Consider the following 24,386-nt stretch of genomic DNA (forward strand, 5'->3'; position numbering starts at 1 on the left):
TCTGCGGTGCTCTACGCTCCCGCCGTCCTGTTCCTGCTGCTGTTCGGTGTCGGCCTGCTCCGCGACCGGCGCCGCTTCAGCAACGCCGTGTACCTCGGACTCGCCGTCACCTTCCTCGCCTTCGCCCTGCTGGTGACCCTCGGCCGGGCCGACTCGGTCGCCACCGAGGCCGTGCTGATCGCGGTCGTCCTCGCCCCCGCCCTGGGCAGCCTGGTGCTCGCCGGACTGCTCATCGCCAACGGCCTGCGGATGGTCCGCAAGGAGGGCCGCCGCCCCGCCAACCTGCTCGCCCTGCTCTGCGGCGTCGGCATCCTGGTCGTGGTCGCCCTGCTGCTGGCCGCCACCCAGGCCGACTCGCCGACCCTGGTGGTGGTCGCCCGCACCGTCTTCCTGGTCTCCTGCTACCTGTCGTTCCTGTTCTTCTGCTTCGTCGGCTACGCCTACCTGTACGGCCGACTGACCCCCCGTCAGGACGTCGACTACGTGGTGGTCCTCGGCTCCGGCCTGATCGACGGCAACCGCGTCCCCCCGCTGCTCGCCAGCCGCCTCGAACGCGGCCGCCGCCTGTACCGGGCGCAGGCCGCGCACGGCCGCCCGCCGCTGCTGATCACCTCCGGCGGCCAGGGCCCCGACGAACGACTCCCCGAGTCCCACGCGATGGCCGACCACCTGGTCGAACGCGGCTTCCCCGCCGACCGGATCCTGCGCGAGGACCGCTCCCGCACCACCGAGGAGAACCTGCGCTTCAGCCGCGAACTGATGGCCGCCGCCAGCCCCGACTACCGCTGCGTGGTCGTCACCAACAACTTCCACGCCTTCCGGGCCGCCCTGCTGGCGCGCAAGGAGGGCGTCAACGGCCAGGTGGCGGGCGCGCCCACCGCCGCCTACTTCTGGCCCAGCGCCACCATCCGGGAGTTCGTCGCGGTCTTCGTCACCTACAAATGGGCCAATCTCGCGGTCTGTGCGCTGCTGATCACGGTCTCGGTGGCGGCCTGACCGGCGCTACCCGACCGGCTTGACCACCTCCGGCACCGACACCGACCATCACGCCGATGTCGGCGATCAGCAGCCGGCCGCCCGGGCGCAGCACCCGCACCGCCTCGTCCAGTGCCCGGAAGCGGCCGGCCGGCGACGGGATGTTGTACAGCCCGAGCGCGGACGTCCAGGTCCGCTCGTCCCCGCGCAGCGCCAAGCGGTCCAACTCCCGCTCCCAGATCCGCAGTTTGCCGCCCGCCCGCGACCGCCCGAGCAAGCCGCCGCCAGCACGCAGGCCGCCAACCCGAGCGCCCCGGTCGAGGCCACGAAACCCGGTGCATCCACGCCGTACCGCGGGCCGCGCGACCGCGCCCCCGCGGGTTCTTCCCGCACCTCCGCCATGCCTCGGAGTGTCCGCCCGGCGGACGGGGCGCGGCTTGGACGAATGTTCCTCAGTGGCCCGAGAGATAGCCCGGCGCACGCCAGGCGACCGGATCGACCGCCAGCCACGGCGCGGCCGCGACCGCCGAGGGCGTGACACCCATGAAGTCCGCCACCTCGCGGTGCAGGTGCGACTGGTCGGCGTAGCCGCTCTCCGCCGCGACCAGCGCCGCCAGCTGACCCGCCGCGAGCCGGTGCGCCGCGCCGTCGAAGCGGATCAGCCGGGCCGCCTGCTTCGGCGACAACCCGACCTGGGCGCGGAACCGCGACCACAGCCGCTTCCGGCTCCACCCCAGCTCCGCCGCCAGTCCGTCGATCCGCACCGTGCCCCGTGAACGCACCAACTCCCGCCAGGCGAACGCGACTTCCCGGTCCACCCGGCGCCCCTCGGCCTGCCGTGCGGCCACCGCCGCGGCAAGCACCGCGAACCGCTGCTCCCAGGACGCCGCCGCCCGCAACCGCTCCTCCAGCCGTTCGGCGTCCCGCCCCCATACCTCGGCCAGGCCCAGCACCTCGCCGTCCGCCGCCGCGATCCCCTCGAACACCGCGTGCGCCACCACCGGCGAACACCGCACCTGCAGGCACTCCACGTCCCTGCCCCCGCCTCGCAGCCCCTGCGAGCCCAGCCCGATCACCGCACTCCCGCCCACTCGCCGGTCACCGCGCTCCACCGCCAGCGACCCGTCCCCCAATCCGATCGCCACCGTCACCGCCGGAAACGGCACGATCCCCAGCTCCACCGCCCCCGCGGCCCGAAACCCGGCCATCGCCACCCCCGGCACCCGCCAGGGCCGCGAAGGCGTCGCAATCTCCCACCCCGCAGCAGCGTCCTCCATGCTCCCAGGCTACGCCGCCACGACCTGCTCCACCGGTGCGCTCAACTGGCGCTCCCGAGAAACGAACTGTCGAGGCATCAGCACACCGCCCCGAGCGCAGGTCTTCACCGGCCGGGTGCCGGTCAGAGGTGGAGTCGGGGGCCGCCCCGCGGCAGCGTCCTGGTGTTCAGCTCGACCGCAGGGCGACTGCGGCGGCGCCGATGAGGCCGGCGTCGGTGCCGAAGTGGGCGGGGTGGAGGCGGAGGCCGCGGGTGAAGGGGAGGCCGGTGTACTGGGTGAGGTGGTGGGTGAGGGGGTCGAAGAGGAGCGAGCCGGACTGGGCCACGCCGCCGCCGATCACGACGGCTTGGAGTTCGACCAGGGCGGCGGCGCCGGCGATCGCGGCGGCCAGCGCCCGCGCCGCCAGGTCGAACGCGGCGAGCGCCGCCCCGTCGCCGGAGCGGGCGGAGTCGGCGACGGTGCGCGCAGTGGCGGAGCAGCCCCCGGGCGGGCGCCAGCCGGCGGTGCGGGCGTGGCGGACGATCGCGGGCCCGCTGGCCAGGCCCTCCAGGCAGCCGCGGCCGCCGCAGGGGCACGGTTCGCCGTCCCACTGGATGCTGACGTGGCCGATGTGCCCGGCGTTGCCGGTCGGCCCGGGGTGGACCAGGCCGTCCAGGACCAGCCCGCCGCCCACGCCGGTGGAGACCACCATGCACAGGACGTTCCGGTACTCGGCGGCGGCGCCCAGCCAGTGTTCGGCCTCCGCCACCGCCACCCCGTCACCGAGCAGCCGCACCGGCGCCGGGACCCGCTCCGCGATCCGCCGGACCAGGGGGAAGCCGCGCCAGGCGGGGATGTTCACCGGCCCCACGGTTCCCGCCGCGGTGTCCACCGGGCCCGCGCTGGCGACGCCGAGCGCGCCGATCCGCGCCCACTCCGGGTGCCGGGCCAGCTCGTCCAGTACTCCGGCGATGCCCGCGAAGACGGCCTCCGCGTCCCCTTCGGCCGCGGTCGGCCGCTCCGCCCGGACCAGCAGTTCGCCGTCGCCGCCGACCAGCGCACCGGCGGTTTTGGTCCCGCCCAGGTCGAGGGCGGCCACCACCCGGTCGGGGGACGGGACGGATGCCATGCCGAGCCTCCTGAGATGTCCGACTCTGCGGTGACTTGTCGGACTCGTCACGCTACCCGAGCGGGTGCGCCAACGTCGGTTGACGGGCCGTCAGAATGCCCGCGGTCGTTCACCCGCCGCGCCCGCCCGGCTGCGGCAGGGCACTGAGGTCGGGTCGGCTTCGGGCGGCGGTGGCCAGGGTCTCGGCGGCGCGGTGGAGGGCGGCGAGGGCGTGCGGGGCGGTACTGGGGAGGCAGCGGGCAGCCTCGGGGGAGTAGGCGGTGCCGATGATGCCGGCGTGGTCGGTGGGGAGCTCCGTGAACGTGACGGGACGGCGGTGGGCGAGCAGGGCGGCGTGCAGCTCGCGGGTGCGGGCCGGGTCCACCACCGTGTCGGCGCTGCCGTGCAGCAGCCACAGCTCGCCGACCTGCCCGCGGCCGGCCGCGGGCAGGTCGGCGAGCGGGGTGGTGCCGGTGCTGGGGGCTGGGGCGTCGTAGGAGCCGGCGAAGGCGACCACGGCGTGCGGCCGCCAGGCGTCGAACGCGGCGGGGTTCAGCGCGACGGCGACGGCAGCCTTGGCGCCCAGCGACCAGCCCGCCAGCGTCAGCGGCGCGGGGTTCGCCCGCTCGCGGGCGAACGCCGCGGACGCCCGCAGCTCGGCCCGGCCGCCGTCGGGGTCGTCCGGCCGCCAGTCCGGGACGAGCACCTGGACCCCGAGGGCGGCGGCGGTCCGGGCCAGCGGGGCGAGAACGTCACGCTCGTCCGCGCCGCGCCCGTGCCACAGCAGCACGGTCGGCAGCGGGCCGGCGACACCGACCGGCCGGTGCAGGTCCACGGGTCGGGCCCGCGGCCCGTACGCCACGGTGCTGCTGACAACCTCGGTCACGACAGAGCCTCCTGAGTGCACGTCATCCGGCGCGGGGCGTCCCGCCGCCGACACCGGCCGAAGGATGCCACGCGGCCGGTCGGCAGCGGAAAACGGGCAATCGTCGACCGGGCGGTGCAGGTCCACCGGGTCGGGCCCGCGGCCCGTAGGCCACGGTGGTGCTGACAACCTCGTTCACGCAAGAGCCTTCTGAGTGCACGTCGTCCGGCGTGGGCGGCCTCGCTGCCACCGCCGGCCGAGGGATGCCACGCGGGCGGTCGGCGACCGGCCGGACAGGGGTGGCTGCGGCTCGGGGAGCGGCCGTGGCAGGCACCGGGGGGCCGGGGAAATACCCCGTGAGCTGGGGGGATAGGCTCCGCGATCGTTGCCGGCCCGGGCGGGTCGGCCGAGCCGGGGGGATCTTCCGATGACGTTCCGACTGCGCGCCTTCCGCGCGCTCGTGCTGCTGGCCGGCTTCCATCTCATGGGTGCAGGTCTGCTGGCGGCCATGGCGACGCTCGACTGGCTCCTGATGACGGAGTGGCTCACCGAGCGGGCGGCGTGGTTCGAGGGCACGGTCGTGACCGGCACCGTCGTGGTGGCAGTGGCGATCCTGCGGGGCATGTCCGCCTCGCTGCGGGCGGGCCGGCTCGGTGCCGTGCCCCACGCGCTGGCGGTCACCCCGCAGGAGCAGCCGGAGTTGTGGGAGCTGGTGCGCGCCACCGCCGAGGCGACGGGTGAGCGGCCGCCGGACGAGCTGTACCTGGTCGCCGAGGTCGAGGCGGGGGTCGCCGAGCAGAGCAGGCTGCTGGGTCTGCTGCCCGGACGGCGCCGGATGCTGCTGGGCCTGCCGCTGCTGCTCGGGCTGACCGTTCCGACGCTGCGCGCCGTCCTCGCCCACGAGTTCGGCCACTTCGGCCACCGCGACACCCGGCTGGGCGGTGTCACGATGCGTGGCAGGGCGGCGGTCCTGCACACCGTGGAGGCGTTCGGGCACGGCGGCACCTGGATGCACCACTCGGTCGGCACGCTGTACGTCCGCTACGCCCGGCTGTTCCTGCGGGTCTCGCAGTCCGTGGCCCGCCACCAGGAGCTCGCCGCCGACCGGGCGGCCGCGCAGCACGCGGGCCGGGACGCGACGCTCGCCGCGCTGCGCGCCCTGCCGGTGCTCGCCGCCGCGCACACCCACTACCGTCGGACGTACGCCGAGCTGGGCGTCCCGCTGGGAGCGCTGCCGCCGGTGGGCGAGGTGGACGGCGGCTTCCGCCGACTGCTCGCCGCCCGGACGGCCGAGCAGCTCGCCGCGTTCGGGGCGGGGGAACGCCCGTCGCGCCCGCACCCGTACGACACGCATCCGCCGACCGCCGAGCGGATCGCCCTGATCGAGAAGCTGCCCGCCGACGGCCGGGCCGACGGGCCCGCCGCGCTCACCCTGCTGCACGACCCGGACGGCGTGTCCGCCGCACTGGAGGCGCGCACGCTGTCCCCGGAGGCGGCGCAGCTGCGGCGCCTGAGCTGGGACGACCTGGTCCTGGCGCGGGCGCTGGCCGACGCCGAGGGCTGGTCCCGGCCGCTCCGGCTCGCCGTCGCCAGGGCTGTGCGGTCCGCGGAGCCGGACCCGGCCGGGGCGTCGTCGGCGGACGAGGGGTTGCCCGACCTGGAGGCGGTGCTCGACGCGTTCGACCGCGGCCTGCTGTGGACGGCGATCGCCGACCGCCTGCCCAAGCCGGCCCGGGCCGGGCGACTGACCGGTGCGTCGGCCCGCAACTTCGTCCGGCCCCGGGTCTTCGACGGGCTCGCGGGCCTGGTCCACCTCCGCCTGGTCGGTTCAGGGCAGGCGACCGCGGACACCGGGTGGTCGGGGCAGCCCGGCCTCGCCCTGCCCGAGGCGTGGGAGAAGGGCATGGACGACGCCCTCGACGCCGCCACTGCCGACACGCCCGACACCGCGCCCCTGCGCGCCCTGCTCGCCGAGGTCGGCTGCGCGGGACCGCGCCCGGTCAGGGGCTGAACGACGCCACCGCGCCGACCCGGGTGGCGGTCAGGGCGGCGCGCAGGCGGCGGTAGGCGGCGGGGTCGAAGTGGCCGGCCCGGGGGTGCAGGACGGTGGCGGCGGAGAGGGCCACCGCGTCGGGGAGGATGGCGGGCCAGCCCGCGTTGCCGGAGAGGCCGGCGGCGAGGGCGGCGACCGAGGAGTCGCCCGCACCGGTGGGATTGCCGGTGACGGGCGCGGGCGGGGCGCAGCGCCAGGCGCCCTGGCGGTCGACGGCGAGCAGGCCGCCGGGGCCGAGCGAGGCGAGCACGGACTCGGCGCCGCGGCGCAGGAGGAGCCGGGCGGCGTCGTGCGGGTCGGCCAGGCCGGTGGCGGCGGTGAGTTCGGCGGCGTTGGGCTTGATCGCGGTGGGGCGGGCCGGCAGCGCGGCGAGCAGCGCGGGCCCGTCCGCGTCGAGCACCACAGGAATACCGAATTTCCGTCCGAGGGTGACGAGTTGGCCGTATCCGTCGGCGGGCGCCCCGGGCGGGAGGCTGCCGGAGAGGACCAGCGCGGTGGCCTGCGGGAGGTGGCGGGCGGTCTCGGCGAGCAGGGCGTCCCACTCGGCAAGGGTCAGTTGCGGGCCCGGTTCGTTGAGCGCGGTGGCGTCCTCGGCGTCGACCACCGTGACGGTGCGTCGGGTGTCGGCGGCGATCGGGACGGCTGCGTGGTCGAGCCCGGCGGCGGCCAGGTCGGCGGCCACCGCCCGGCCGGTGGGTCCGCCGAGCGGGAGGACGCAGCGGGCGGGGCGGCCGAGCGCGGTGAGCACCCGGGCCACGTTGACGCCCTTGCCGCCGGCCTGCGCGGCGACCTCGGCGACCCGGTGGCTGGTGTGCGGGCGGAAGCCGGGGACGGTGTAGGTGACGTCCAGCGCCGGGTTGGGTGTGACGGTGAGGATCACGGCGGACGCCCCCAAGCGGTGAGATGATCGAATCTGCGCGATCATATCGGGTTTCGCGCAGTTTCGAGCACCATTCGGGCTACTTGAGCAGCCGGGACAGCCTCCGGTCGGCGAGCACCCGGCCCCCCGTCTGGCAGGTCGGGCAGTACTGCAGCGAGGAGTCCGCGAAGTTCACCGAGCGCACCGTGTCCCCGCACACCGGGCAGCTCTCGCCCGCCTTCCCGTGCACCGCCAGGCCCGCCTTCTTCTCCGACTTCAGGCCGCCCGGCGGCGCGGCCCGCAGCTGCTCCAGCGCGGCCCCGAGCTCGTGCCCGATCGCGGCGTGCAGCCGGGCCAGCTGCTCCTCGTCCAGTGAGGCGGCCATTGCGTACGGGGAGAGCTTCGCGGTGTGCAGGATCTCGTCGGAGTACGCGTTGCCGATCCCGGCCAGCACGGTCTGATCGGTGAGGAAGGTCTTCAGCCGTTGCCGGGCGCCGCCGGCCAGCGCGGCCAGCTGCTCGGGGGTGGCGGCCAGCGCGTCCACGCCGAGGCGGGCGATGCCGGGTACCTGCTGAGGGTCCGTCACCACGTACGCGGCCAGGCGCTTGGTGGTGCCCTGCTCGGTGAGGTCGAAGCCGCTGCCGTCGTCCAGCACCAGGCGCAGCGCCAGCGGGCCGCGCCGGCTCGGCGGCTTGGCCGGGAAGGACTCGCGGGGATGGACCCAGCCCGCCCGCGCCAGGTGGACCACCAGGTGCGGGCCCCCGTCGGTGGTCAGGTCGAGGAACTTGCCGTGCCGGCCGACCCCGCTGACGGGCCGTCCGACCAGGGCCTGCACCGGCGGGTCGAAGGTCTTCAGCACCTGGATCGACAGCACGTCGACGCGTTCCAGCGCGCGGTCGGCGCAGGCGGCGGTCATCCGCTCGGCGAGCGCCTGTACTTCGGGCAGTTCGGGCACCTGTCCAGTCTCGCCCGGGCCGCCCGGGGCGGGCCACCGGAACGGCGGCCGAAGGCTGGGGGAACGTTCGGGGGCGGCGCACCGCGACGGGATCCCGCGCGCTACGGTGGCTGAACGTGAAGTTGGCTGTACATCTTTCTGGATGGAGGGGGAGTCGGGTGACCGAGAGCGCCGTCCCGGCCGTGGTGCTGGCCGCCGCACTGCTGCACGCCGTGTGGAACGCACTGGTGCACGGGGTGCGCGACCACGTGGCCGGGGTGGCGCTGATGAACCTGGTGTTCGTCGCGTTCGGTGCGACCCTCGCGCTCTTCGTCGCCCCGCCCGGCGCCGCCGCGCTGCCGTACCTGCTGGGCTCCTCCGTCCTCCAGGTCGGCTACCAGCTGCTGCTGGCCCGGGCCTACCGCCTGGGCGACTTCGGCCAGATGTACCCGATCGCCCGCGGCACCTCCCCGGCGGTGGTCGCGCTGCTCGCCGCCACCGTGCTGCACCACCCGATGCCGGCCGGCCAGGTCGCCGCCGTCGTGGTGATCTCGCTCGGCCTGGCCGGGCTCGCGCTGGTCGGCGGCCTGCCCGGACGGGCCCGACTCCCGGCGCTGGGCGCAGCCGTGGGCAACGGCGTGCTGATCGCCGGGTACACCGTGATGGACGCCGGCGGGGTCCGCGCCGCGTCCTCCGCAGCCGGCTACATCGCCTGGATGTTCGTCCTGCAGGGCCTCGCCGTGCTCACCGCGATCACCGCCGTCCGCGGCCGCACCCTGCTCCCCGCGATGCGCCGGGGCCGGGCGATCGGCGTGCTGGGCGGGCTGATGTCGCTGACCGCCTACGGCCTGGTGGTGTGGGCGCAGACCGTCGGCGACCTGCCCACCATCGCCGCCCTGCGCGAGACCTCCATCGTGATCGCCGCCCTGATCGGCACCCTGGTGCTGCGCGAACGCCTCGGCACCATGCGGCTGGCCGCCAGTGCCACGGTGCTCTCCGGCATCGCGCTGCTGGAGTTCGCGCACTGACGCCGGATCACCCCGGCGGGGCCAGTGCGGCGGCCAAGCGGTGGGCGGCATCGGCGAGCTGGGCGTGGTTCTCGGCCGCGGCCAGGCTGATCCGGGTGCGCGGGGCGGGCTCGGCGGTGAAGTAGCCGGGGCCGGGGGAGACCGCGACGCCCTGGCGCAGCGCGGCGGCGGTGAACGCGGCCGGGTCGAGCTGGGCGGGCAGCGTCAGCCACAGGTGGAAGCCGCCGCGCGGCAGCCGGGCCGGCAGCAGCGCCGGGGCGCGGTGCGCCAGCGCGGTCGCCACCACCTGCCGGCGGTCCGTCAACTCCTTCGCGAGGCCGCGCAGGTGACGCGACCAGTCGGCGGAGGTGACCAGCTCCAGGGCGGCCTCCTGGAGCGGGCGCGGGACGAAGAAGGAGTCCACCGCCTGCACGGACCGCAGCCGGGCCAGCGCCGGGCCGCGCGCCACCAGCGCGCCCACCCGAAGGCTCGGCGAGGCCGCCTTGGTCAGCGAGCGGACGTGCACCACGGTGCCGTCCGGGTCGTCCGCGGCCAGCGGCGGCGGGAGTTCGGGCGCGTCGGCGTGCGCGAGCAGCCGGGCGAAGTCGTCCTCCACCACGAACGCCCCGGCCCGCTTCGCCGCCGCCAGCACGGCCCGCCGCCGCTCGGCGGACAGCACGCTGCCGGTCGGGTTCTGGAACAGCGGCTGGCAGACGAACAGTCGCGCGCCCGACACCTCGAACGCCTCGGCCAGGCGCTCCGGACGCACCCCGTCCTCGTCCACCGGTACCGGGACGGGACGCAGGCCCGCGGCCCGGGCGATCGCCAACAGGCCCGGGTAGGTGGGCGATTCGACCAGCACCGGAGCGCCGGGCGGGGCCAGCGAGCGCAGCGCGGTGGTCAGCGCGCTCTGCCCGCCCGCGGTGATCAGCACCTCCGCGGCCGTCACGCCGCCGCCCAGGGCCCGGGCGAACCAGCCGCGCAGCTCCGGCAGCCCCTCCAGCGGTGGGCGCCCCCACGCGCCGGGCCGTCGGGCGGCCCGGGCCAGCGCGCCGGCCAGCGCCCGCTCCGGCAGCAGCGAGGCGTGCGGGTAGCCGCTGTTCAGGTCGATCACCTCGGGCGGCGCCAGGGTGAGCGCCGCCAGGACCCCGGAGGCGTCCACCACCCGCGCGGGCGGGGCGCCCGCCTCGGCGCTGAGCGCCACCTCCTGCCAGGAGAAGTCACCGTGCGGCGCGGCGGCGGGCCGCGGCTCGGCCCGGAACACCCCCGCGCCCGGACGCGACACCACCACGCCCTCCGCCGCCAGCTCGCGGATCGCCCGGGACACCGACACCGGGCTGACCCGGTAGCGGTCCACCAGCTCCCTGCTACTCGGAATCCGTTCGCCCGGGGAGTAGCGCATCACGGTGGCGCGCAGGGCGTCGGTGAGCTCCTGGACCGTCATCAGCAGTCCTTCCCGGTCGAGTTCTGCTCGGGCGATTCAGTATCGCCCTCGGCGGGAGCCTACTGCTACCGTCCTGTATGTCAGCACGGAATAGCGCTACCCTCATTCGCCCGATAGCGGTCACCGGCACCGCGCAGGCCGCCCTCGGGGTGCTCTCCTTCTCCTTCAGCTTCCCCGCCACCGCCTGGGCCCTGGAGGGCTTCGGGCCCTGGACGGTCACCGGCCTGCGCGGCATCCTCGCCGCGCTGCTGGCCGGCGGCTGCCTGCTCGCCACCGGCGCCCGCGTCCCGCCGCGCTCCGCCCGGCCCGGGCTGGCCGCCGTCGCGGTGGGCTGCGCGGTCGGCTTCCCGCTGCTCTCCACCCTGGCGCTGCGGATCTCCTCCACCGCGCACTCCGCCGTCGTCATCGGCCTGCTGCCGCTGGCCACCGCCGCCGTCGCCGCCCTGCGGGCCGGCTCCCGCCCGCCGCGCGCGTTCTGGCTCGCCGCGCTGGCCGGGGCCGCGGTGGTGCTCGCCTTCACCGTCCAGCAGAGCGGCGGCGCCGGACTCACCACCGCCGACCTCTACCTGTTCGGCGCCCTGCTGGTCTGCGCCTTCGGCTACGCCGAGGGCGGCCGGCTGGCCCGCACCATGCCCGGCTGGCAGGTCATCGCCTGGGGCGTGGTCGCCGCGCTCCCCGTCACCGCCCTCACCGGCGCCCTCGCCCTCACCGCCGAACCCGTCCACTGGACCTGGCACGGGGTCACCGGCCTGGCCTACCTCGCGGCCGTCTCCCAGTTCGGCGGCTTCGTCGTCTGGTACCGCGGCATGGCCGCCATCGGCGTTCCCCGCGCCAGCCAACTCCAGCTCGCCCAACCCCTGCTCACCCTCTGCTGGGCCGTCCTCCTCCTCGCCGAAACCCTCCCCCCGACCGCCGCCCCCGCCGCCCTCGCCGTCGTCGCCTGCATCGCCGCCACCCAACGTGCGGGCCGCAGGGCCTGAGCGCCCGGGCGGACCCGTCGTGGGGGAGTTCCCGGCGGACGCCGCACTGGGGCCGACTCGGGCCTGGAGGTCAGGAGCTGCGGCCGACTCTCAGGCGGTCAGGGCGCAGTAGAGGTGCTGCTCGGCCTTGCGGGCCCGGCGGGCGAGCACGGACAGGTGGTGGATGAGCGTCATGAGTTGAGTGGGCTCGACGGTCTTGAGCTCCTCGGTGCGGGCCCACCGCGAGGTCAGCTCGGGCAGGTGCCGCCGTTCGATGCCGGCCAGCGCGTCGCGGGTGTCGTCGGTGAGCTGGACCACCCAGGGGCCGGTCATCCACGGGTCCTCGAAGTCGACGGGGGTGCCGGGCCCTTCGGTGTCCCAGGGCTGCGGTCCGGTCGGCCAGACCGACCGGTCGGGGCCGTCGGCCGCGGGGTCCTGGTGTCCGAGGGCGGCGGCCACCAGGTGGGGGAGGACGGTGGTGGGGTCGATCCGGCGGGCCCGGACCGTGTCGAAGACCTCGGCGGGCGGCTGCTCGGCCTCGGCCATCACCAGCTGCACGGCGGTCTCGTCGGCGGCCCGGAAGAAATCGGTCTGCAGGTCCTGCGGGTCCATGTCGCACGCTCCCCTCGTTCGGCAAGGTGCCCAGTGGACCACGCGACACACCGCCATGGGTACCCGGTCGCCGGTCTGTGATCTGTCTCCCAGTCGTCAAAGCGACGTTCCCCGGCGGAAGTTCGGGCACTACCTTCCTTCCAGGGCGCTCCTGTCGACGGCCGCCGACAACAGCGGAGGGGGCGGGGCGGCCCGGCACCCCCGCACAAGGTGCCGCGTCGCCCCGCCCCGGTCCGGTGGCGGATCAGAAGCCGGGTACGCCGGCCGCCTTGCAGGCCGCGGCGAACTGCGGGGTGCAGACCTCGTCGGCCTTGTAGAGCCCGCCGTCGATCACGGTCTCGACGACCTTCGCCTTGGTGACGACGATGGGGGTGAGCAGCATCGAGGGGATCTGGTCCTCGCCGGACTTGGTGACGGTGGAGGCGACCGAGGTGATGTCGATGCCCTTCACCAGGTACACGGCCATGTTCGCGGCGGCCTCGGCCTCCGGCTGGTACGGCTTGTAGATGGTGTACGCCTGCTCGCCGGTGAGGATCCGTCGGATCGCGTCCAGCGAGGCGTCCTGCCCGCCGACCGGCACGTCGGTGCGGCCGGCCTTGTGCAGCGAGTCGATGATCGCGCCGGCCATGCCGTCGTTGGCCGAGTACACGGCCTGGAAGCCGTTCTTGCCGAGCTTGGCGATCGCCTCGTCGACCTTGGCGGCGGCCACCTCGGGCTTCCACTCGCCGGACTGCTCGTAGGCGACCCGCTTGACCTTGCCGTCCAGCGCGCGGTGCGCGCCGATCTTGAAGTCGCCCGCGTTGGGGTCGGTCTCCGCACCGTTGATCATCACGATCTCGGCGTCGGCGGCCTTCTTGCCCTTCTGCCCGAGCGCGTCCAGCAGGGCCTGGCCCTGGAGTTCGCCGGTGCGCTGGTTGTCGAAGGAGATGTAGGCGGCGACGTTGCCGGCGGCGAGCCGGTCGTACGCGATGACCTTGATGCCCTTCTTGGCGGCGGCGTCCACCCAGGGCTTGGTGACCGAGGCGTTCACCGGGTCGAGCAGGATCACCTTGACGTTCCGGGCGAGCAGCGCGTCGAACTGCTCCTTCTGCACCTTCTCGTCGCCGTCGGCGTTCGCGTAGTCGAGGGTGCACCGGGTGCACAGCCCGGTGACAGCGGCCTCGATCAGCGGCTTGTCGAACGCCTCGTAGCGGGTGGAGGAAGTGCGTTCGGGCAGCAGCAGGCCGATCGCCTGGTTGCCCGAGGACGACGAGGGCTTGTCGTCCCCGCACGCGGCGAGCGACATCGCCATCGACACGGCAGCCGTGCCGATGACGAGTCGACGCGTCATCGAGTTCATGGTGGGTGGTGCCTCCCTGACAGCGCCGCGTCCCTGCGGCGAGGTGAAGGGGAGTCAAGCCCACCCATCATGTGTCGTCAAGAAGTAAATCATTGGTCGAGATGATTCGACCAAGTCGTTACCTTCTTGAATGCAACTTGGTGTCTGCGGCGGTGACTCCTTCAGCGCTCGTTGCGGGCCACCAGAAATACCCCGCCGACCACGATCGCGCCGCCGAGCAAGATCGGCCAGGTCAGGGACTCGGACAGGAAAAGCCATCCGAGGAACACCGCGACGACCGGATTGACGTAGGCGTAGGTGGCGACCAGTGGCAGCGGCGCCCGCTGCAACAGCCATGCATAAGACGTGAACGCGACAATAGATCCGAACAGCACCAGGTAGGCCAGCCCCGTCCAGGACGCCGCGGAGACCGCGCCGGGATCGAAGCCGCCCGGTTCGCCGTGGACGAACGACAGCGCCAGCGCGCCGACCGCACCCGCCAGCATTTCGTACACGCTCGCCACGAACGGGTCGGCCGGCATCGGCAGTCGGCCCGCCAGCACCGAACCCAACGCCCACACCACCGCCGCGCCGACCACCAGCAGCAGGCCCGAGAGCTCCGCGTCACCGGTCAGGCCGGGCCCGGTCAGCACCGCCAGGCCCACCAGGCCGACCAGCACGCCCGCCAGCGTGGCCCGGCCGGTCCTGGCCCCGAACACCCGGCGCAGCAGCACCACCCAGAGCGGCACGCTCGCCACCAGCAGCGCCGCCAGCCCGGACGGGACGGTGCGCTCGGCCAGCACCACCCCGCCGTTGCCGCCGGCCAGCAGCAGCAGGCCGACCAGTGCGGCCGAACCGAACTGACGCCACGTCACCCGCAGCGCGCCGACACCCTTGCGGGCCGCTATCCCCGCACCCAGCAGCACCGCCGCCGCGGCGAACCGCATCGCGCCGGAGAGCAGTGGCGGCATGGTCTCCACCACGACCCGGATCGCCAGGTAGGTCGACCCCCACACCACGTACACGATGCCGAGCGCCGCCCAGACCGCCGGCCCGAGGCCGGCCGGCCGGGCGGGGCCCGGTGCGACAGCCGGGACGGCGTCGGCCGGCGGCGTCGGCGCGGCGGGACAGGCGGGATCGGCGGCCGGTTGCGGGGAGGTCGCGGACATGTGCGTCTCCTTGGGTTGCTGCTGACAGGGTGTCCGGCGGAATGACACCACACTCCGGCCGCGCCCGGCGAGGAGTTTCGGCAGCCGATACGCGCGAACGCCCGCGGCCGCACGCCGTGCAGGGCCGACCGGATGAACCGGCGCACCACCGCGTGCCCACCCGCCCCGCCCCGGACGCCCCGGATGGTAGGCATGGGGGCGGCCCCCAGCGCAGCCGACCCCGGGGCATGCGCAGCCGACCCGAGGAGCGGCCGCATGGCATGGTTCGCCGCCCCCGAGTACCGGCTCGCCCGGCAGTCCTTCCTGCGCCTGCTCGCGCTCGTCTACCTGTGCGGATTCCTCGCCGCCGCCCGCCAGTTCCGCGCCCTGCTGGGCAGCCGCGGCATGCTCCCGATCCCGCGCTACACCGCCCGCGTCCCGTTCCGCCGCGCCCCCAGCCTGTTCCACTGGCGCTACAGCGACCGCCTCTACGCCGCCCACGCCTGGACCGGCGCCGCCCTCGCCGCCGCCCTGCTGGCCGGCCTCGCCGACCACCTGCCGCTCGGCGCCGCGACGGCGCTGTGGGCCGCGGCCTGGGCGCTCTACCTGTCCATCGTCAACGTCGGCCAGACCTGGTACGCCTTCGGCTGGGAGTCGCTGCTGCTGGAGGCCGGGGCGATCGCCGTGTTCCTCGGCAACGCCGCCACCGCCCCACCGCTGCCCGGCCTGTGGCTGCTGCGCTGGCTGCTGTTCCGGGTCGAATTCGGCGCCGGCCTGATCAAGTGGCGCGGCGACGAATGCTGGCGCAAGCTCACCTGCCTCTACCACCACCACGAGACCCAGCCGATGCCCGGACCGCTCAGCTGGGCGTTCCACCACCTGCCCCGGCCGCTGCACAAGGCCGAGGCGGCGGCCAACCACCTGGTCCAACTGGTCGTCCCGTTCGGCCTGTTCCTCCCGCAGCCGATCGCCTCCTGGGCCGCCCTGCTGATGATCGCCACCCAGCTCTGGCTGATCGCCTCCGGCAACTTCGCCTGGCTCAACTGGCTCACCGTCGCCCTCGCCGTCGGCGTCCTCGACACCGGCACCCTGCGGCACGTCCTGCCGATCGCCCCCGACCCGGCCTACCCGCCCCAACCCGTCTGGTACCAGGCCCTGGTGGCGGCCTTCGTGCTGCTGGTCGCGGTCCGCTCCTGGCGACCCGTGCGCAACCTGCTCTCCCGCCGCCAGCAGATGAACCGCTCCTACGACCCGCTGCACCTGGTCAACACCTACGGCGCGTTCGGCTCCGTCAACCGGGTCCGGTACGAGATCGTCCTCGAAGGCACCCGCGACGTTCACGGCGCGGACGGCTGGCAGGAGTACGAGTTCCACGGCAAACCCGGCGAACTCCGGCGACTGCCACGCCAGTTCGCGCCCTACCACCTTCGCCTCGACTGGCTGATGTGGTTCGCCGCGATCTCCCCGTCCTACGCCCGCCCCTGGTTCCTGCCCCTGCTCGCGCGCCTGCTCGTCAACGACCCCGACACGCTGCGGCTGCTGCGCCGCAACCCGTTCCCCGACACACCGCCCGCCCTGGTCCGCGCCCGACTGCACCGCTACCGGTTCACCGACGGCCCCGAACTGGCCGCCACCGGCGCGTGGTGGCACCGCCGTCCGGTGCGCGACTACCAGCGGCCGGTCGGCCTCGCCGACCTCCGCCACCTCGTCCCCGGAACCCCCGGAGCCCGCCGGTGAACCGACCCAACTCACGTCCCCCGCCCGGCCGAGGCGTACTGTCGGTGCCGCTCCCTACCGTACGGACCACGCGACCGGGCCCGCGCCCGCCGCCACCGGTCCACCGCGGCCCGGCAATTCACGGGGGTCCGGTGCGTGCGTGCCTCGAACGCGCACCCGTATTCTGGCCTCCCGCGACGCCACCGCCGCCGCGCCCACCCCACCCGCACCCCTGCCCGCCAAACGCCACGAACCGGACTTCACATGACAGTGCGCACCCTGAACGACGCCGGCGACGCCGCGTCCGAGACCGCGTCCGCGACGGACGGCGAGACCCGCCAGAGCACCCGTGAGGAGCTCGGCCGCTTCGCCGACCAGGGCGGCTTCACCCTCACCGCCGACGCCAACCCCTGGCTGGAGGCCGCCGAGACCCTCGCCAGCCCCGAGGACGCCCGCTCCGCGTCCACCGTCCTCGCCGAACTGCGCAGCCGCGACACCCGCGCCGTCGGCCGGGCCGCCAACGCCATCGCCGACAAGGCCGGCCTCCGGATCCCCGACACGCTCGGCGGCCTCACCACCCTGCTCGACCTGCTCCAGCGGGTCCACGCCACCTCCGGCGCGCTGCGCGCCGAGGCCTACGAGCGCGACCTCGCGGAACTCGCCGCCGCCACCGGCACCGGCGCCTACCGCAAGGAGACCGGCGTCAAGCTCGGCTGGGCCCGCCGCCGCACCCTGCGCGCCCAGGCACGCTCGCTCGCCCCCGCCGGCACCCGGCCGGGCCGCGCCGACCTGCACGCCGCGCTCGTCGCCGCCGCGGCCGCCCACCGGGACTGGACCGCGCTCGCCGCCGGCGACACCGCCACCCGGCCCGCCGTGCCCGTCGACGGGGCCCTCCTCACCGAGACCGCCAACGTCGTCGAGTCGCTCGCCGACGCCGTCCGCTCGCTGGCCCGCCTCCTGCCCGAGCGTGCCCTCGACTCCCTCCCGCTGGCCGAACTCGCCGACCTGGTCGACCGCCTGGCCGCCGACGAAGGCACCCTCTACCGCCTCTCCGCCCTCCGCCAGCTCCGCCTCGAACTCGCCGAGCAGGGCCTCACGGAGCTGCTGGCCGAGCTGACCGAACGCCAGGCCGACCGCGACGCCGCCCTGGCCGCCTACGACCGCCACCAGGCCGCCCGCGCGGCGCTGGCGGCGGTGCCGCGCCAGGCCACCGACGAGACTGCGGTGGAGATCGAGGAGCCGGCCCCGGTCGAGGAGACCGTCGAGGCCGAGCCGGTCGCCGAGGTCGAGACGGAGGTTGAGCCCGAGCCGGTTGCCGAGCCTGAGCCCGAGCCGGTGGTGGAAGCCGCTGTCGAGGCCGAGCCCGTCGCCGAGGTTGCGGCTGTCGCCGAGGTCGAGCCCGCCGTTGAGGTCGAGCCGGTTGCTGAGGTCGAGGCTGAGCCGGTTGCCGAGGCCGAGCCCGAGCCGGTGGTGGAAGCCGCTGTCGAGGCCGAGCCCGTCGCCGAGGTTGCGGCTGTCGCTGAGGTCGAGCCCGCCGTTGAGGTCGAGCCGGTTGCTGAGGTCGAGGCTGAGCCGGTTGCCGAGCCCGAGCCCGCTGTCGAGGCTGAGCCGGTTGCCGAGCCCGAGCCCGCTGTCGAGGTCGAGCCGGTTGCTGAGGTCGAGGCTGAGCCGGTTGCCGAGCCCGAGCCCGTTGTTGAGGCCGAGCCGGTTGCCGAGGCCGTCGCCGAGCCCGCCGCTGAGCCGGTTGCCGAGGTCGAGCCGGTCATTGCGTCGGAGCCGGAGCCGGAGCCGGAGCCGGTTGCCGCGGCTGTTGTCGTTGAGGCTGTCTCCGGTCCGGCGAAGCCCGAGCTGGTGCCGGGGAAGCCGATCACCGGGTACTCCGCGGAGGAACTGGTCGCGCTGGTGGCGTGGTTGGACGCGGACGGCGAGCAGCGGAGCGACGACGAGTTGCTGCGCGCGGCGATGAAGGAGCTCGGCTTCGGTCGGCTCGGGCCGCGCATCAAGGAGGCGCTGGGCGCCGCCGTCTCCACCGTTCGCGGCTGACGGAGCGTCAAGTAATGGGCGGGTGCCCGCCGTTGCGCGTCTCGCGCGGCGGCGGGCATCTGCGTTTCTACGCGCCGATGTCCTCGTACCAGAGGTCGGGGCGGGTGGCGATGAAGTCCGTCATCAGGGCGAGGCAGCGGGGGTCGTCGAGGAGGGTGATGCCGACGCCGTGCTCGGCGAGCCAGGCGTGGCCGCCGGCGAAGGTGGTGGATTCGCCGATCACGACGTGGCCGATGCCGAACTGGCGGACCAGGCCGGAGCAGTACCAGCAGGGTGAGAGCGTGGTGACCATGACCGTGTCGCGGTAGCCGCGCAGGCGGCCGGCGGCGCGGAAGGCGGCGGTCTCCGCGTGGGTGGAGGGGTCGCCGTCCTGGACGCGCCGGTTGTGGCCCCGGCCGAGCAGTTCGCCGTCGTGGCGGAACAGGGCCGCGCCGATCGGGATGCCGCCTTCGGCGAGCCCGGCCTCCGCTTCCGCCACCGCGACCCGCAGCCATGCGCGGGCCTGCCCCACCGTCACCTGACCGTCCATCGGCCACCTCCTTCGCCGGTCATACCCTCCACCGGTACCCGCAGGCGGCGGGGCGCACCACGCCGGGGCGGGTCAGACGGTGCTGACGGTGAGGCCGGCGGCTTGGAGGGCGGCGAGTTCGTCGGGCGGGGCGGCGGTGTCGGTGACCAGGGTGTGCAGGTGGGCGGCCGGCATGACGTGCGCGAAGGCGGTGCGGCCGAGCTTGCCGCCGTCGGCGGCGGCGACGGTGCGGCGGGCGGCGGTGGTGACGGCCTTCTTCACGGTGGCGTCGTCGAGGTCGTAGGCGGTCAGGCCGTCGGCGGCACTGAGTCCGCAGCAGCCGATCACGGCGGTGTCGAAGCGCAGCGCGGACAGGGAGGCGAGGGCCAGCGGGCCGGTCAGGGCGCCTTCGGCGGTGCGGGGGCGGCCGCCGGGGACGAGCAGGGTGGCGGGGCCGGGGGCGTCGCCGAACACGTGGATGGCCTGGAGCGAGAGCGGCATCACGGTGACCGGGCGTTCGCGCAGCAGGCGGGCGACCTCCAGGCAGGTGGTGCCGCTGTCCAGGACGACGGTCTCGCCGTCGGCGATGAGGTCACAGACGCCGGCGGCGATCCGCCGTTTGGCGTCGACGGCCTCGCGGGAGCGCAGGGCGAAGGGCGGTTCCTCGCCGCGGAGCAGCAGGGTGCGGGCGCCGCCGCGGAAGCGTTCGAGGACGCCCTGTGCGGAGAGCGCGTCCAGGTCGCGCCGGATCGTCATCTCGGAGGCCCCGGTCAGTTCGGCGAGTTCCGGGACGGTGGCGCTGCCCGCGTCTCTGACGGCCTGGGCGATCAGGGTGTGGCGCTCCGCGTTGTTCATACCGAGATTGAATCGCACCGGGCTGCAAACAATCAATCTGTTCGAAGATGCCGCTTTCGAACATGACGGGTGTTCGTTATGGTGAGGGGCATGGAACGTTCGCTCCGCGCCGCCAGAGTGGCCACCTACGTGTACTTCGTGCTCAACGGCACGCTGATGGGCGCCTGGGTGGTGCACATCCCGGCCGTCGAGGAGCGGGTCGGCATCACCCACGCCGCGCTCGGCGGCCTGCTGGTGCTGCTGGGCCTCGGCGCCTTCGCCGGCATGCAGGTGGCGGGCCGGCTCACCGACCGCCTCGGCACCCGGACAGTGGTTCCGGTCGCCGGCGTGCTGTGCGCGGCCTGCCTGGTACTGCCGGGGCTGGCCCCGAACCCGTGGACACTGGCCTGCGCGCTGACCGTCTTCGGGTTCGCCAACGGCTGCCTCGACGTCAGCATGAACGCCCACGCGGTCCATGTGGAGAAGGCGTACCGGCGACCCGTCATGTCCGGTTTCCACGCCACCTTCTCGGTCGGCGGCGTGCTGGCCGCCCTGGTCGCCGCGGCCGCCGCGGGCATCGGTCTCGGGCCGGTCGCGGCGCTCGTGGTCCTCGGCGCGGCGGGCGTGGTGACCGCCCTGCTGGCGGCCCGCGGCCTGCTGCCGGGCGCGCCGTCCACCGCCGGGCCCGAGGCGGAGGACGGGCCTGCGGCCGCCGGGCGGAGCAACTCGCGCGGGCGGATCCGGGTGCTCGCCGCGCTGGCGCTGATGGTCATGCTGAGCGAGGGCGCCGCCAACGACTGGAGCGCCCTGCACCTGAAGGACGTGCTCGGCGCGCCCGCGACCACCGCCGCGTTCGCGTACGGCACCTACGCGGCGGCGATGACCGTCGGCCGCCTGCTCGCGGACCGGACGGTCACCCGCTGGGGGTCGATGGCGGTGCTGCGGTACGGCGCGGCGACGGCCGCCGTCGGCATCACGCTCGCCGCGCTCGCCCCCTGGGTGTGGACGGCGTTCGCCGGGTGGGCGCTGTTCGGCCTGGGCCTGTCGGGGTGCGTCCCGCAGCTGTTCAGCGCCGCCGGCCACGCCGACCCCGCGGCGGCGGGCGCGAACGTCTCCCGGGTCGCCGGGCTCGGCTACCTGGGCATGCTGGCCGGCCCCGCCGTGATCGGCTGGCTGACCCATTTGACAGCGCTGAACCACACCTTCCTGCTGCTGACCCTGCTCTGCGCCGCGACCGCCGCCACCGCGGGCGTCCTGCGCCCGGCCCCCGCCGTCGAACGGGAGCCGACCACCGTCGGCTGACGGTGCGTCAGCGCAGCACGGCGGCGAGCAGGTCGGTGCCGAGCGCGGCGGTGGCGGCGAGGTCCAGCGCGTGGTGGACGTGCCGGCCCCGGCGGTGCGCGGTGAGCAGGCCGGCCCGGCGCAGCACGGTGAGGTGGCGGGAGACCTCGGGCGGAGTGAGCTCCCAGGCGCGGGCGAGCTCGCCGGTGGTGTGCGGGCCGCGGGCCAGCGTGCGGACCAGGCGCAGCCGGACGGGGTGGGCCAGCGCGTCCAGGCGGAGACCGACGGTGTCCAGCGGCACGGTCGCCCGGTGCTCCCCGCCCGCTGCCGGGTACTGCACCACGGGCTGCCAGCCGGCCGCGTACACGGTCACCAGGTGCGGGTGGCCGAACACGCTGGGCAGGAAGGTCACCCCGGCCGGGCCGGCCTGCGCGGTGGAGTCCTGCAACTTGTCGAGGACCAGCGAGCCCCCGTCCGGGGTCAGCGCGATCGCCGGCGACACCTCCGCCAGCGCGGCGGACAGGCCCTGACGGCGGCCCAGCTCGGTCTTGTCGCGCACGTCCCGGCCCAGCCGGGCGGCCAGCGCCGGCCACTGCGCGTCGAAGAACGCCTCCGCGCACAGCTCCAGGGTCTCCCGGACCCGGGCCCGGACGGCCGCCGGATCGGCCAACAGGCGCTCCGCGAAAGCCTCCTGGACTGGACCGCGGGCCTGCGCGCGGTCCAGCGCGTCCGCCCGGGCCGCCGGGTCGTGCAGCGGGGAGCGGTCGCCGAAGGTGCGCCGGTTCGAGCCGCAGGTGGTGACCAGCGCCGCGTGCGCGTACCGCTCGTCGGCGATCCCGTCGACCTCGTCGAGCTCCGCCCCCAGGGTGGCCCGCGGCCGGGCCGGCACCAGGAAGTCCGCCCGGGACGAGCGCCACAGGAACTCCGCCTCCCGCAGCCGCTCCGCCAACTCCGGACGCAGCGCCGCCCACACCCCCGCCGCCCACCCGGCCAGCTGCGGATGGTGCTCCGGCGAGGCCAGCACGTGCAGCATCGCGGTGAGTTCGGCGAGCGGCGAGACCCCGAACCGGATCCGCTCCGGCGGCGTCCCGGCGAGATCGATGCGCAAGGTCACCCCGGCATTCTCGTCGCTCGCCGCCGTCCCGCCGGCCTCGATTGACGGAAAGCGTCAACCCACGTGACCGCCCCGCCGGCCCGCCCGCACCGTGAGCGCCATGACCACCACCGCCGCGCCGCCCCGCCCGACGCTCCGTCAGCTCGTCCACGCCGGCGGCGGCCCGCGCTACGCCGCCGCGCTGCTCGTCGACGCGCTCGGCACCGGCCTGCTGAGGCCGTTCCTGCTGCTGTACGGGATCACCGTGCTGCGGCTGGACGCGCCCACCACCGGCCTGGCGATGACCGCCGGGATCGTCGCGGGCCTGGCCTGCATGCCGCCGCTCGGCCGCTGGCTCGACCGGGGCGCGCGCAGCACGGCGGTGGCCGCGGCGATGCTGGTCCGGGTGCTGGGCGTGGCCGCGCTGCTGGCGGCGCCGAGCGGCGGCCTCGCCCTGTTCACCCTCGCCGCGCTGTTCCTCGGCATCGGCAACCAGGCCTGGCCCGCCGCCCACGCCGCGCTGGTCGCCACCGTCGCCGAGGACCGGCTGCGGGACACCGTGCTGGCCGCGGCCCGCGCCGTCCGCAACGCAGGACTCGGCGTCGGCGCGCTGCTGGCCACCGGCTGCCTGACCGGCGGCGCACCCGCCCTGCGGGCGCTGGCCGCAGTCTCCGGGCTCGGCTACCTGGCGGCCGCCGGGCTGGCCCGCTCGGTGCGGGTCACCGCCGACGGGCGGGCGGAGCGCGCGGACGCGTCCGCCGACGGGGCGACGCCGCGGCTGCGGGCGGTGCTGCTCGCCAACGTGGTGTACGTCTTCTGCCTCAACGTGCCCGAAGTGGCGGTGCCGCTGGTGCTGGTGACGGTCCTGCACGCCTCGCCGGCCTGGGCCGCCGCGGTCTTCGTCGCCAACACCGTGCTGGTGGTCACCCTCCAGGTTCCGGTCACCGCGTGGGCGGCGGCCCGCTGGTCCCGCGCGCGGGTGCTGGCGCTCGCCGGTGCGGTCCTCGCCGCGAGCTACCTCGGCTTCCTGCTGGCCACCCCGTTCGGGCCGCTCGCCGTGGCCCTGATGACCGTGCCCTGCACCCTCGGCGAGATCCTCTACGCCGGCAGCGCCACGCCCCTGGTCACCGCCCTGGCCCCGCCCCGCCGGCTCGGCCGCGCCCTCTCCCGCCTCCAACTCTCCACCGGCCTCGGCCTCGCCGTCTCCCCGGCCGTCATCACCGCCCTCACCCCCCTCGCCCTCTGGCCCGCTCTCGCCACCACCACCCTCGCCGCCGCCACCACCATCCACCGCACCGAAACCGCCCCGCCACCGGCGGCCCAGACGCCGCAGGCGGGGAACACAGCGACCGCCTCCGGCGGGGGCTGCAGGCGGGTGTGATCCGGGGTCGGGCGCGCGGGCGGCGTAGGCGTCTCGTCTCTCTTCCGCCGGGGCGGGCGGGTGGGTGGGGGGTGGTCTTGGGGGTTCCTTTAAGGTGCGGGGATGCGAGATTTCGGGGCGGGACTGCGGTTCCTGTTCAACGGGCAGCGATGGGTGGCGCGGCACGGCCGCTGGTGGGGCTTCGGGATGATCCCGGCGCTGATCACCCTGGTGGGATACCTGGCCGTGCTGGCGGTGTTGATCGTCTACGCGGGGGACCTCGCCGAGTGGGCGACCCCGTTCGCGGACGGCTGGGACGATCCGTGGCGGAGCACCACGCGCCTGCTGGTCGCGGTGGCGGCCGTCGGCGCGGGCGGCCTGCTGGCGATGCTGACGTTCACGGCGGTGACGCTGCTGATCGGTGAGCCGTTCTACGAGTCCCTGTCGGCGCAGGTGGAGGATTCCGAGGGCGGCGGCCCGCCGAGCCGGGACGTGCCGCTCTGGTACGAGCTGTGGGTGTCGGCGCGGGACAGCCTCGCGGTGCTGCTGCGCGCGGCGGCGTTCGGGATCGTGCTGTTCCTGTGCGGGTTCATCCCGGTGGTGGGCCAGACGGTGGTCCCGGTGCTCGGGGTGTGCGTGTCCGGATTCTTCCTGACGGTGGAGCTGACCGGCACACCGCTGCAGAAGCGCGGCCTGTCGCAGAAGGAGCGGCTCCGCCTGCTGCGTTCGCGGCTGCCGATGGCGGTCGGTTTCGGCGCCGGCCTGGTGCTGACGTTCCTGGTCCCGGTGGTGACGGTGCTGGCGATGCCCGGCGCGGTGGCGGGCGCGACGCTGCTGGCCCGGGAGATCACCGCCCCGGCGGAGGACGCGGACGGGGCGGGGGAGGACGAGGAGCCGCCGCAGCACCCGGACGGGTACGGTGAGCAGCCGTACGCGGGCCCGAATCCGTACGCGCAGCAGCCGTACGACGGCCCGAATCCGTACGCCTCGGGCCCGCAGGCCGGGTAATCGAA

At 75.1% G+C, this 24,386-nt stretch carries 22 protein-coding genes; 9 read left to right on the top strand and 13 right to left on the bottom strand.

The annotated features are described in order from the left end of the window. The first annotated feature begins 6 nt into the window (after positions 1–6). The gene (locus BX266_RS28570) at positions 7–996 is read left to right on the top strand and encodes a YdcF family protein (RefSeq protein WP_099904411.1); all 990 of its coding nucleotides are present in this window, start codon (positions 7–9) and stop codon (positions 994–996) included. Here the strand turns inward: BX266_RS28570 and BX266_RS39370 are convergent. The 4 genes from BX266_RS39370 to BX266_RS28590 form a co-directional block, all read right to left on the bottom strand. After that, the gene (locus tag BX266_RS39370; protein ID WP_220659696.1) at positions 974–1,252 is read right to left on the bottom strand and encodes a hypothetical protein; all 279 of its coding nucleotides are present in this window, start codon (positions 1,250–1,252) and stop codon (positions 974–976) included. The genes BX266_RS28570 and BX266_RS39370 overlap by 23 nt on opposite strands. Before the next feature lie 175 nt (positions 1,253–1,427). Then, the gene (locus BX266_RS28580) at positions 1,428–2,252 is read right to left on the bottom strand and encodes an AraC family transcriptional regulator (protein WP_099904413.1); all 825 of its coding nucleotides are present in this window, start codon (positions 2,250–2,252) and stop codon (positions 1,428–1,430) included. Between the two features lie 166 nt (positions 2,253–2,418). After that, the gene (locus BX266_RS28585; RefSeq protein ID WP_099904415.1) at positions 2,419–3,360 is read right to left on the bottom strand and encodes an ROK family protein; all 942 of its coding nucleotides are present in this window, start codon (positions 3,358–3,360) and stop codon (positions 2,419–2,421) included. Positions 3,361–3,469: 109 nt separating this feature from the next. Then, positions 3,470–4,225, bottom strand: a complete 756-nt coding sequence (locus tag BX266_RS28590; protein WP_099904417.1) for a S9 family peptidase — start codon at positions 4,223–4,225, stop codon at positions 3,470–3,472. Between the two features lie 406 nt (positions 4,226–4,631). Between BX266_RS28590 and BX266_RS28595 the strand changes: the two genes are divergently transcribed. Further along, the gene (locus BX266_RS28595) at positions 4,632–6,215 is read left to right on the top strand and encodes a M48 family metallopeptidase (protein WP_099904419.1); all 1,584 of its coding nucleotides are present in this window, start codon (positions 4,632–4,634) and stop codon (positions 6,213–6,215) included. On the opposite strand, the gene BX266_RS28600 is transcribed toward BX266_RS28595, so the two are convergent. Together BX266_RS28600 and BX266_RS28605 are read right to left on the bottom strand one after the other, a co-directional pair. Then, positions 6,205–7,137: a 1-phosphofructokinase family hexose kinase gene (locus BX266_RS28600; RefSeq protein ID WP_099908408.1), complete on the bottom strand. Its 933-nt coding sequence runs from the start codon at positions 7,135–7,137 to the stop codon at positions 6,205–6,207. The genes BX266_RS28595 and BX266_RS28600 overlap by 11 nt on opposite strands. A gap of 79 nt (positions 7,138–7,216) precedes the next feature. Further along, positions 7,217–8,071 (bottom strand): Fpg/Nei family DNA glycosylase, encoded by an 855-nt coding sequence (locus BX266_RS28605; RefSeq protein ID WP_099904421.1) that lies wholly within the window; start codon positions 8,069–8,071, stop codon positions 7,217–7,219. A 158-nt stretch (positions 8,072–8,229) separates the two neighbouring features. On the opposite strand from BX266_RS28605, the gene BX266_RS28610 reads away from it, so the two are divergent. Then, the gene (locus BX266_RS28610; protein WP_099904423.1) at positions 8,230–9,078 is read left to right on the top strand and encodes a DMT family transporter; all 849 of its coding nucleotides are present in this window, start codon (positions 8,230–8,232) and stop codon (positions 9,076–9,078) included. A 7-nt stretch (positions 9,079–9,085) separates the two neighbouring features. On the opposite strand, the gene BX266_RS28615 is transcribed toward BX266_RS28610, so the two are convergent. After that, the gene (locus tag BX266_RS28615; protein ID WP_099904425.1) at positions 9,086–10,501 is read right to left on the bottom strand and encodes a PLP-dependent aminotransferase family protein; all 1,416 of its coding nucleotides are present in this window, start codon (positions 10,499–10,501) and stop codon (positions 9,086–9,088) included. A 77-nt stretch (positions 10,502–10,578) separates the two neighbouring features. On the opposite strand from BX266_RS28615, the gene BX266_RS28620 reads away from it, so the two are divergent. Beyond that, positions 10,579–11,481, top strand: a complete 903-nt coding sequence (locus BX266_RS28620) for a DMT family transporter (protein WP_099904427.1) — start codon at positions 10,579–10,581, stop codon at positions 11,479–11,481. 90 nt (positions 11,482–11,571) lie between these two features. On the opposite strand, the gene BX266_RS28625 is transcribed toward BX266_RS28620, so the two are convergent. From BX266_RS28625 to BX266_RS28635, 3 genes are all read right to left on the bottom strand, one after another. Then, positions 11,572–12,072: a hypothetical protein gene (locus tag BX266_RS28625; protein ID WP_099904429.1), complete on the bottom strand. Its 501-nt coding sequence runs from the start codon at positions 12,070–12,072 to the stop codon at positions 11,572–11,574. Between the two features lie 244 nt (positions 12,073–12,316). Further along, positions 12,317–13,411, bottom strand: coding sequence for a sugar ABC transporter substrate-binding protein (locus tag BX266_RS28630; RefSeq protein ID WP_099904431.1), 1,095 nt, complete (start codon positions 13,409–13,411; stop codon positions 12,317–12,319). Between the two features lie 161 nt (positions 13,412–13,572). Beyond that, entirely contained in the window at positions 13,573–14,559 is a 987-nt protein-coding gene (locus BX266_RS28635) for an EamA family transporter (RefSeq protein ID WP_099904433.1), read from the bottom strand. A 255-nt stretch (positions 14,560–14,814) separates the two neighbouring features. Here BX266_RS28635 and BX266_RS28640 point away from each other — a divergent pair, with 255 nt between their 5' ends. Next, positions 14,815–16,275 (top strand): lipase maturation factor family protein, encoded by a 1,461-nt coding sequence (locus BX266_RS28640; RefSeq protein WP_099904435.1) that lies wholly within the window; start codon positions 14,815–14,817, stop codon positions 16,273–16,275. Between the two features lie 243 nt (positions 16,276–16,518). Next, positions 16,519–18,297, top strand: a complete 1,779-nt coding sequence (locus BX266_RS28645; protein ID WP_099904437.1) for a hypothetical protein — start codon at positions 16,519–16,521, stop codon at positions 18,295–18,297. Between the two features lie 67 nt (positions 18,298–18,364). Here BX266_RS28645 and BX266_RS28650 read toward each other — a convergent pair whose 3' ends face one another. Then, positions 18,365–18,826 (bottom strand): nucleoside deaminase, encoded by a 462-nt coding sequence (locus tag BX266_RS28650; protein WP_099904439.1) that lies wholly within the window; start codon positions 18,824–18,826, stop codon positions 18,365–18,367. Positions 18,827–18,898: 72 nt separating this feature from the next. Beyond that, positions 18,899–19,660: a DeoR/GlpR family DNA-binding transcription regulator gene (locus BX266_RS28655; protein ID WP_099904441.1), complete on the bottom strand. Its 762-nt coding sequence runs from the start codon at positions 19,658–19,660 to the stop codon at positions 18,899–18,901. 90 nt (positions 19,661–19,750) lie between these two features. Here BX266_RS28655 and BX266_RS28660 point away from each other — a divergent pair, with 90 nt between their 5' ends. Continuing rightward, a complete protein-coding gene (locus BX266_RS28660; protein WP_259464896.1) occupies positions 19,751–20,941 on the top strand; it encodes an MFS transporter in 1,191 nt (396 codons plus the stop codon). A gap of 7 nt (positions 20,942–20,948) precedes the next feature. Here the strand turns inward: BX266_RS28660 and BX266_RS28665 are convergent, their stop codons facing one another. After that, complete coding sequence (locus BX266_RS28665; protein ID WP_099904445.1) at positions 20,949–22,034, bottom strand: DUF5937 family protein; 1,086 nt, start codon at positions 22,032–22,034, stop codon at positions 20,949–20,951. Positions 22,035–22,134: 100 nt separating this feature from the next. On the opposite strand from BX266_RS28665, the gene BX266_RS28670 reads away from it, so the two are divergent. Then, positions 22,135–23,394: an MFS transporter gene (locus BX266_RS28670; RefSeq protein ID WP_099904447.1), complete on the top strand. Its 1,260-nt coding sequence runs from the start codon at positions 22,135–22,137 to the stop codon at positions 23,392–23,394. Positions 23,395–23,496: 102 nt separating this feature from the next. Next, positions 23,497–24,381 carry an EI24 domain-containing protein gene (locus tag BX266_RS28675; RefSeq protein WP_099904449.1) on the top strand — a complete coding sequence of 295 codons (885 nt, stop codon included), beginning with the start codon at positions 23,497–23,499 and terminating at the stop codon, positions 24,379–24,381. Positions 24,382–24,386 lie beyond the last annotated feature (5 nt).

It is taken from the genome of Streptomyces sp. TLI_171, from assembly GCF_003610255.1.
Classification (GTDB): Bacteria; Actinomycetota; Actinomycetes; order Streptomycetales; family Streptomycetaceae; genus Kitasatospora.

Coding starts and splice junctions, on each gene's coding strand:
- BX266_RS28615 (WP_099904425.1), bottom strand. CDS start 10,501: ATGACGGTCCAGGAGCTCACCGACGCCCTGCGCGCCACCGTGATGCGC.
- BX266_RS28660 (WP_259464896.1), top strand. CDS start 19,751: ATGGAACGTTCGCTCCGCGCCGCCAGAGTGGCCACCTACGTGTACTTC.
- BX266_RS28595 (WP_099904419.1), top strand. CDS start 4,632: ATGACGTTCCGACTGCGCGCCTTCCGCGCGCTCGTGCTGCTGGCCGGC.
- BX266_RS28620 (WP_099904427.1), top strand. CDS start 10,579: ATGTCAGCACGGAATAGCGCTACCCTCATTCGCCCGATAGCGGTCACC.
- BX266_RS28670 (WP_099904447.1), top strand. CDS start 22,135: ATGACCACCACCGCCGCGCCGCCCCGCCCGACGCTCCGTCAGCTCGTC.
- BX266_RS28630 (WP_099904431.1), bottom strand. CDS start 13,411: ATGAACTCGATGACGCGTCGACTCGTCATCGGCACGGCTGCCGTGTCG.
- BX266_RS28635 (WP_099904433.1), bottom strand. CDS start 14,559: ATGTCCGCGACCTCCCCGCAACCGGCCGCCGATCCCGCCTGTCCCGCC.
- BX266_RS28640 (WP_099904435.1), top strand. CDS start 14,815: ATGGCATGGTTCGCCGCCCCCGAGTACCGGCTCGCCCGGCAGTCCTTC.
- BX266_RS28645 (WP_099904437.1), top strand. CDS start 16,519: ATGACAGTGCGCACCCTGAACGACGCCGGCGACGCCGCGTCCGAGACC.
- BX266_RS28650 (WP_099904439.1), bottom strand. CDS start 18,826: ATGGACGGTCAGGTGACGGTGGGGCAGGCCCGCGCATGGCTGCGGGTC.
- BX266_RS28675 (WP_099904449.1), top strand. CDS start 23,497: ATGCGAGATTTCGGGGCGGGACTGCGGTTCCTGTTCAACGGGCAGCGA.
- BX266_RS28585 (WP_099904415.1), bottom strand. CDS start 3,360: ATGGCATCCGTCCCGTCCCCCGACCGGGTGGTGGCCGCCCTCGACCTG.
- BX266_RS28580 (WP_099904413.1), bottom strand. CDS start 2,252: ATGGAGGACGCTGCTGCGGGGTGGGAGATTGCGACGCCTTCGCGGCCC.
- BX266_RS28625 (WP_099904429.1), bottom strand. CDS start 12,072: ATGGACCCGCAGGACCTGCAGACCGATTTCTTCCGGGCCGCCGACGAG.
- BX266_RS28655 (WP_099904441.1), bottom strand. CDS start 19,660: ATGAACAACGCGGAGCGCCACACCCTGATCGCCCAGGCCGTCAGAGAC.